The 1,640-nt window shown below is 64.3% G+C and carries 1 protein-coding gene; it reads right to left on the bottom strand.

The window, feature by feature from the left end; genetic code table 11:
* Nucleotides 1-16: 16 nt before the first annotated feature.
* Complete coding sequence (locus CRM90_RS29875) at nt 17-1,528, bottom strand: IS1634 family transposase (RefSeq protein WP_502693338.1); 1,512 nt, start codon at nt 1,526-1,528, stop codon at nt 17-19.
* Between the last annotated feature and the right edge of the window lie 112 nt (nt 1,529-1,640).

Genomic DNA, 1,640 nt, shown 5'->3' on the forward strand with positions numbered 1-1,640 from the left:
CCCGACTTGGCTCAATTTAGTGTTCAAGTCCGTGGCTGATCTTGGCGAGGGCGTCGCGCAGGTCGTCGGGTAGCGGGTCGGCGGCGGTCAGGATTCGTCGGCCTGCCTTGATCTGTACGGTGCGGTAGCGCCGCGTGGTGCGCACGAATTTCTTGATGCTCCAACCTGTTTGGATCTCGACCCAGTGGCTGACGGCCATCGCTGCGACCACGATGCTCAGGTGGGCTTCGATCGAGTCGCGGGTGTGGTGGTAGATCGGGCGGGCTTGGAGGTCGTGCTTGGACATTCGGAAGCTCTTCTCGATGCGCCACAACTGGTGGTAGGCGTCGATGACGAACTCCGAGGTCGCGGTCGTCAAGTTCGTGGTGTAGCCCTTCCAGCCGGCCAGGGCACGGGATTTGGCTTCCAGCTCACGGTTGACGGTCTTGGTGGCGCCGGTGAGCTTGATGAACCGGTTGCGTTTGACCCCGGCGTGTCCATCGACGGCTTTCTGGGCTTTGCCGACCTGCTCGTCGATGCCGCGCAGTGTTCTGCGCGCCCGATCGTGGCGGAACTGGTAGTAGACGACGCGGTCGGGGATGCCGCGCGCCTTTTCGCTGCTGGTCGCCGGCCACGGCTGTGTCAGCACCAGCTGATCAGGGACTGCCTGCTCGGGGTGGTTGTCGCGCCACTCGCGGACCACATCGGGCAGGAACGGGATGCGGGTGCCCAGGATGAACGACAGTCCCGCAGCCCGCAGCGCGACCTGGTTGGCTTCGGAGATCATCCCGGCGTCGGCCACGATGGTCACGTCGGTGAGTTGGTGGGCGGTCTTGAAGGCGTTGATGACGGGCAGCATGGTGGCAGTCTCTGCCCTGTTACCCTCGAAAGCGGCCACGGTCAGCGGGAACCCGGTGGCATCGGTCAACAGCCCGAGAGTGATCTGGGGTTCCAGACGCCGCTCTTTGGAGAACCCGGGCTCGCGGAATCCGTCACCGGCATCGGTTTCGAAGTACAGCGTCGAGACGTCGTAGAGCACCAAGGACGCTGGCCCCAGCCGGGCGTGCCGGGCCGTCGCCGCCGCCAGGGATTGCCGCCACGAGGGTTTGGCATAGATCGGTAGGCGGCGCTTGAGGGTGGCATAGGAGGCCGCGTCGACGCCGACTTCGCCGAGCACCCGGGCGGCGTCGATCTTGCTGGTCGGCTCAATGATCCGCGCCAACACCAGATCGCGAAACACATTGTCGCCCTTGGTGACCGACTCAAATCCCAATACACGGTAGGCGGTACACAATCCGTCCCACAGATGGGTCATCCGCGAAGACGTGATCGGTAGCGTGCCTGCCTCGAGTCCGCCGGAGATGCCCAGATCCAGCTCGGTCTGCCCGGCAGCCAAGCGCGTTGCCGCCGCCGACTTCAGTGCAGCCAGTTCTACCTCGTCGTGGGCCGAACCGATGTGCTCAATCGAGCGTGATCCCCGCCGCCAGGACCACACGACCTGCACCGCGGTCGCCCCAGAGGCGGTCTTCACCGTCCGGATGTACGCCACCAGCGCAGCCTACGACCCCACTTTAGTGTTCAAATTTCGACCGAACCGCACACACAACCCCAGGTCAACGAGTCGCGATCAACTCCGCGTCCGAAAAGTGAGCCAAGTCAGG

The organism is Mycobacterium sp. ENV421, from assembly GCF_002887815.1.
Classification (GTDB): domain Bacteria; phylum Actinomycetota; class Actinomycetes; order Mycobacteriales; family Mycobacteriaceae; genus Mycobacterium.